Here is a 6087-nt window from a genome sequence, read left to right as displayed (position 1 = left end):
AGTAGAGTCAGACGTGGGCGCGGTGCGGTGTCTCCACCGCCCGTCTCCCACGCCTGCTCTCCGAACCGGACTTGCACCTTTCGTTGTGCATCCGGCTCTCCAAAAGTCTTGGCGAACTCGGGCTTTCTCATCCATTTGAGATCGAACCGGTGGACCGGCACGTAGCTCATCAAGAACTGTTCCGTGCCGCCTTCAGCCCAGACCTTGGCACCGGAGTGGGCGGTACTGGGTCTGCGCCACGATGCGATCTTCCTCCCGGGGACACCTGCGTGCTTGGCCCGCAGCCACAGCCAGAGACGTTGACGCACATGCCAGTCGAGACTGGCGAAGATGCGTTTGGACCCTACACAGTAGCGATAATAGGCGGACCACCCCCGAAGGTATGGATTGAGTTCCTGAAGCATGGCCGTGAGCGAACGCCGAAGCGTCTGTCGACGAGCCAGTTGATTTACCCGAATGCGGAAACCGTTGATCGGCTCGCGGGGAATTTCGATGCGGGCATGCAGCCCGAACCGTTTGTCCCACTTGAGCCTTACACGGCATCCCAAGAACCGACAGCCATTGGTCAACGCGGTGATGCGCGTCTTTTCAGGCGAGAGCGTCAGACCCATCGTTTCGTGCAGGTAGGAGGCCAGCGCCTGCTTTTCGGCAAGAGCATCAGCTTCCGTCCCTGACACGAAAATCAGGAAGTCATCGGCATAGCGGACAGGGTAGAAGACCGTTCGACCGGCCCTCCGGTCCTTGTCACGCTTGATGGCCGCCAGCCTGATCCCATCGGATTTCAGCCGGGGGTCTTCGGGGCGGCGGACCCATTGTCGATACCGTTCCTCGATCACGCCAAGCGCGATGTTGGCCAGCAACGGCGAAAGTACGCCACCTTGCGGTGTGCCGGTGTCTGTTGGACTGTACGAGACATCCTCCAGTACCCCTGCTTTGAGAAACTGTACGATCAGCCGGTTCACCTTGCGGTCCGCGACGCCGTGGCGCACGCGTTCCATCAGAGGGTGATGGCCGATGTTGTCGAAACAGGCCTCAATGTCACCTTCGATGACCCATTGATACGGCGCATCATGTCGGTAGCCATCGGCAGCAGGTTTGCCCCGCGACTGGATGGTCACACGGATATGTTCGAGGCAGGCCTGACTACCTCGTCCGGGCCGAAACCCGTATGAGACAGGCCAGAACCGGGCCTCGAAGATCGGCTCCAGTACTTGTTTGACCGCGCACTGCACCACGCGATCCTTGACCGTAGGGATACCGAGGGGTCGGAACTTCCCCGGTTTGCCGGGCTTGGGGATCCACTTCCTTCGTGCAGGAGACGGACGATAATCGCCCGACCGGAGCTCTTCTCGAAGCTCATGAAGGAAAAGGCCGACCCCTTTGCCGGTAGCAATTTTCTCTACGGTCGCCCCGTCGACTCCCGGCGTCCGTTTGCCGCGATTACCGGCAATCGTCTTCCAGGCCATGTACAGATTGCGGGGATCGGTAACCCAATTCCACAGATCACGATATGGTGTCTCGAGGTTTTCCCGACTCCACTGGTATAGCTTTCGCTGAACGCTGAGGAGCCAAGCCTGAGGGGCCTGATTATCAGTGTCCACTGATAGTTCCTCCGTCATGAAAGCACACCGACTTCCTGCCCGCCTTCGCCATGTGGACGGCTTTCCCGCCCTCGGACTACTACGCAGGCTCCGCCCCACCAGCGCCCATCCCCGGTCTCCGCGGATAGCCTGCTCCGAAGCAGGCGGACGATGATGGTTCCCGTGTTCCGACGATCAACCTTGGACCCGTAGGTGCGACGCTTAACCCCTTGCGGTTCAGGCATGCGGACAAGAAAGGACGATCCGCACACGAATACTCTGCGAGAATTCACCAGAAGGCAGCATGCCAAACCAACCGGTTCGCACCGCGATCTCCCCACCCCGTCAGGTGATCGGGAGTTCAACTGTAAATAAAGAGGCTTCAGACACGTCATTCGCTTTTATCTCACCATAGGCCCTGTGGTAGCCCGACCTGCGGCTGACGGGCCGCATCCGGTACAGTTAAGGTCTCCTGCTTTGAGGCCGTCCGCCGGAACGTGGAAAACCTTGGAGACCCCCTTCCAACCCGGCTCCTTCCGCCGAGTGGGGTGGCATCGCAGCCACCGGTCAATCGTCAGCAAGACGATCGAAAGGATATGATGTTGTTTTACATACATATTTCCTTTCTGCGCCGTCACGGCGCTCGCATGCAGCAGTTGCGCTTGCGCCAGAGCAGGTAGCCGAAGTCCTCGCCCTTGACGGGGAAGGCCCGGCCCGCGTCGGGCGGGAGCGTCGTCGCGCCGATCGGCGAGCAGGCATATTTGCCGCTCACCGTGGGCGTCGGGTTGGTCATCTGGATGCGGTATTGCGACTTCTTCAGGATCGGCATGACGTACTTGTTGCAGAGCGCCTTCGATCCAGCGGTGCCCCAGGCCAGCCCCTGCCGGTGCATCTTGAACAGGAGCCGCTCGGCCGCGAGGCGCGAGGACTGGACCGGCGAATTATGCGCCGCGATATTGCCGTTCATCGGGAACATCGAGCCGTTGCAGCCCGAGCACCAGAACATCGGGTCGATCGGCAGCTTCGCGCTCGCCGCGACGCAGTCGGCCGCACAGGCGGCGACCGCGATCGGATTGTTGAACAGCGCGACCTCGGGATTGATGAGCGTGGTCAGCACGTCGTCGTTCCAGAGCGGATCGATCTCGGTCATATAGGCGACGTCGAACGAGGCTTGCTCGAAACACAGGAAGTCGGTCAGGATCTCCATCCAGTAGAGCAGCGGGTAGACGTAATAATGCGCCTGCCAGTTGGCGCTGTTCTGGGTCGTACCGCCCGCGATCTTCGGCCCGGTATACTGGCCCTGCCCGATATCGAGCCCCGGATTGAGGCGAAGCCCGCCGAGATTCGGAAAACACCACGGCTTGGTGGTCACATCGACGAGCCGCGCCGGCTCCCAGAAGCCGATCGAGATGCCGATGCGCGGGATCGGCGAACCGCACGCACAGACCGGCAGGCTCGGGTTCTTGGTGTCGGGGCGGCTCCCGGGCCAGATGTGCGCGCCGCCCACCGACAGCGGAAACAGGCATGACCAGCAGACGTCGGTGATCGGGTTGACGAACTTGCCGGTGCAGTTGGCCGGGAGCGCACTCGCCGGCGCCGGCAGCAGCGCGAACGCGGCGATCATGCCGAGCAGGGTGAGCAGGCGGCGGATCATGCGCCGGGCTCCTCGGAGAAAGCGATGACCAGGGGCACCATCCGGGCGCGGTCGCGTCCATCGAAGCTTATCGACTGATCGGCCAGCGCGCGCACCAGCGCACGGCGTTTGCCAACCGATATCGTCCGCCCGCTTTCGGCAAGGACGACATCGATTTCGTTTCCGATCGACGCGGCGGTCACCGGATCGGCACGGCCCCCGAGAAGCCTTCGTACGAGGGACTCGATCTCGCAATGCACGCGGGACAGGAACAGCAGCGCAGGGACGCTCGAGAGCAACGCCACGGTCGCGATCGATACGACCATCGACAAGGCGACGACGGGAAAGAACATCCAGGCCGGGAACAGCGCGAATATGGCGAGAACATATGTCCACCCGAAGCCGACTGCCGCGACACACAGAAGCGCGTAGCGCGCGATCAGGCTGATGCGCTCAGTCGTCATGCCCTGCCCTCCCCGTCCGGCTGCGCCGCGAGGCTTGCGTCAAGGAAAGCGTTATCGGCCCGGTTCTTGGCGATCACATACACCGGCACCAGCACGACCAGCGCCAGCACCAGTCCGGCAAGCGCGCCCCCTGCCCCGGCGCCGAGCACCGCGCGCAGCGGCTGCAACGCGCAGATGGCGATCGCCAGCCCGATCGCCGACCACAGGATCGCGAGCCGCATCGCCTTGAGGGCCGGCGTCTCGGGCGCGGCCATCGGCGTCCTGAGAATATCGAGCCACATCATGCGCCCGCTCCCGACATCTCGATCTCGCTGATCTTGAGCACCTGGCCCGCCGGTTCGACCACGGCGGGGACGCGCGCGATCCCGAAATGGCTGGTGAGCTTGCCCTGCTGGTCGAAGAAGAAGCGGCGCTTCTTCTCGCCCATGCGGTTGAACGGCGAGCCGGCGACGAAGATGATCTTGGCATTCTGCGCGGTCCACCGCTTCAGCGCCCAGTCGACCTGCGCATCGTCGCGGCCGTCGATAAACACGAGGTCGGTCTTCATCGCGACGAACGACAGCGGATTGACCCGCTGCCCGGCGCGCGCGACGAGCCGGCCCTTCTGGTCCTGGATGTCCTGATCGAGCACGATCGTCGGGTCGAACGTCCAGCTGCGGCTCTCGCGCACCGCGCCGATGCCGGCGACGGGGATCGGGTTGCGGACACGTTCCTCGGTTTTTTCACGCAGCGCCGTCTGCATGCGCTCGATGCCGCCATTGGCCTGCAGCGTCTTCAGCCGGGTATCGATCGTCGCCAGCAGATCCGGCTCGGCGATCGCCCAGGTCTGGCCCATCACGCCGTGATCCTTTGCGAGCGCGCCCTGCACGATCGGCCAGGACGACGAGGCGACCAGCGCCACGCCCAGGGTTCCGCCGAAAAGGCCCGCGCGCCGGATCACAGGATCGGCGTCCCGGTGCCGATGATCTGCTTCGCGCAGGCAAAGCCGATCTCGCCGTAGCGGCTGTCGAACCCGTCGGGGTGTGCGGTGCCGACATAATAGCAGCCCTCGGGAACGCGCCCGACCGGTCCCGGCGTCAGCACCTCGCCGAAGCGCGAGCGCGGCTTCATGTGCGCGACGCGGACGCCGTCGACATAGACCCATTTCCCGCGATGCTCGACCAGCGCCCCGGCCTCGCCGATCACGCGCTTGCCGAACGGTCCCGAATCCGGTCCGAAGTGGCGGCGCACCAGCTCGCCCTCGGGCGGCGCGAAGAACACATAGTCGCCCTTGGCGGGCACGCGGCCGCGCTGGATGAAGAACGCCCAGTTGGGGAGGCTCTCGCTCGCGTTTATCATGAAGGCGTGCGTCTCGCGCCACGCGGCGATCGAGTTGTAGCCGCCCCACACGATCCCGAGCAGCGCGACCGCGCTCCACTGGCGGACCCGCTTGACGATCAGCGCCTTGCGGGCCGCGCGGTCCCCGGCGACGTCAACCGCCGTGGGAGCCGCATGACCGACCCGCGCCAGCGCCTCAGTTGCCGCTGCCATCGACCCCTCCCGGCGCGGACTGGGTGACCGTCGCCTCGACCGGCGAGACCGGCGCAGGCCCGAACGGCGAAGCGGTCGGGACCGCCGCCCCTGGCGCGGCCGGCGCGACGTTCCCGGAGGCTTGGGGAAGCATCGCACCGACCGCGGGACCGGCCGGGGTGTTCGGCGCGGCCGCGGGGAGCGGCACGCGCGCGAAGACCGCGCGGCGGATCTGGTCGGTGATATCGGGGACGTTCTTCGAGAGGACCGCCTCGCCGACGAGGACGGTGGTGCCGCTCGCGCCGACCTTCTTCATCTCGTCGTCGAGCGCGGACATGAAGGCCTGGGTCTGCGCGGCCACCTGTTGGGGCTGGCCGTTACTGTGGCTCTGCGCCTGGACATATTCCGAGACGATGCCTTCGAGCCGGACGCTCGCCATCGGCACGGTCGCGGGCGGGGCAAGGAGATGCTTGGTCACCCACGCCCCCCAGAGCAGTACCGCGACCGCCAGCGCGACCGCGACATAGGCGATGACGGGCAGGCCCTGCGGCTTGCGGCGATCCACCTTGTCCGCGACCGGACGGCGCGGTGCCGCACCGGCAGCGTCATCACGGGGTGCCGGGGCCGGAGCGGACGGTTGCACCGCCGCGGACGCGACCTCGGGACGATCGAGAACATCAACCATGACGGGGGCCTTTCGTGGAAGTGATGATCGCGCCGAGCAGGCGCACGCGGGTCACGGCGACGATGCCGAACGCGACCAGCCACACGACGAACAGCTGGTCGCCGAACGCCGCGCGGCGTGCCTGGTCGGCCGCGACGAAGCGCGTGCCGAGGTTGGCGACCTGCGAGAAGAAGCCGAGCGCGGTGAAGTCGCCTAGCATCAGGAAGAACAGGATCG

The 6087-nt window shown here is 65.1% G+C and carries 7 protein-coding genes and 1 pseudogene; all 8 read right to left on the bottom strand.

What is annotated here, in order from left to right:
* A partial coding sequence (gene ltrA / locus KAY22_RS22870; protein WP_159368211.1) for a group II intron reverse transcriptase/maturase occupies positions 1-1619 on the bottom strand: 1619 nt, incomplete at its 3' end.
* Positions 1620-2214: 595 nt separating this feature from the next.
* Positions 2215-3234: a conjugal transfer pilus assembly protein TraU gene (gene traU / locus KAY22_RS22865; protein WP_126027396.1), complete on the bottom strand. Its 1020-nt coding sequence runs from the start codon at positions 3232-3234 to the stop codon at positions 2215-2217.
* Positions 3231-3677, bottom strand: a complete 447-nt coding sequence (locus KAY22_RS22860; protein WP_007406338.1) for a hypothetical protein — start codon at positions 3675-3677, stop codon at positions 3231-3233. The genes traU and KAY22_RS22860 overlap by 4 nt, the downstream gene beginning before the upstream one ends.
* Positions 3674-3961 carry a hypothetical protein gene (locus KAY22_RS22855; protein ID WP_007406328.1) on the bottom strand — a complete coding sequence of 96 codons (288 nt, stop codon included), beginning with the start codon at positions 3959-3961 and terminating at the stop codon, positions 3674-3676. The genes KAY22_RS22860 and KAY22_RS22855 overlap by 4 nt, the downstream gene beginning before the upstream one ends.
* Positions 3958-4617: a type-F conjugative transfer system protein TraW gene (gene traW / locus KAY22_RS22850; RefSeq protein WP_024310619.1), complete on the bottom strand. Its 660-nt coding sequence runs from the start codon at positions 4615-4617 to the stop codon at positions 3958-3960. Before traW ends, KAY22_RS22855 begins: the two co-directional genes overlap by 4 nt.
* Complete coding sequence (locus KAY22_RS22845; RefSeq protein ID WP_024310620.1) at positions 4614-5207, bottom strand: S26 family signal peptidase; 594 nt, start codon at positions 5205-5207, stop codon at positions 4614-4616. The genes traW and KAY22_RS22845 overlap by 4 nt, the downstream gene beginning before the upstream one ends.
* Positions 5191-5871 (bottom strand): TrbI F-type domain-containing protein, encoded by a 681-nt coding sequence (locus tag KAY22_RS22840; protein WP_024310621.1) that lies wholly within the window; start codon positions 5869-5871, stop codon positions 5191-5193. The genes KAY22_RS22845 and KAY22_RS22840 overlap by 17 nt, the downstream gene beginning before the upstream one ends.
* Positions 5864-6087 (bottom strand): annotated as a pseudogene (locus KAY22_RS22835) (hypothetical protein); the annotation flags it as partial. The gene KAY22_RS22840 and the pseudogene KAY22_RS22835, both read right to left, overlap by 8 nt.

Source organism: Rhizorhabdus sp., assembly GCF_018006725.1.
Taxonomy (GTDB): domain Bacteria; phylum Pseudomonadota; class Alphaproteobacteria; order Sphingomonadales; family Sphingomonadaceae; genus Rhizorhabdus.
This window is presented reverse-complemented; position numbering and strand designations above follow the sequence as displayed.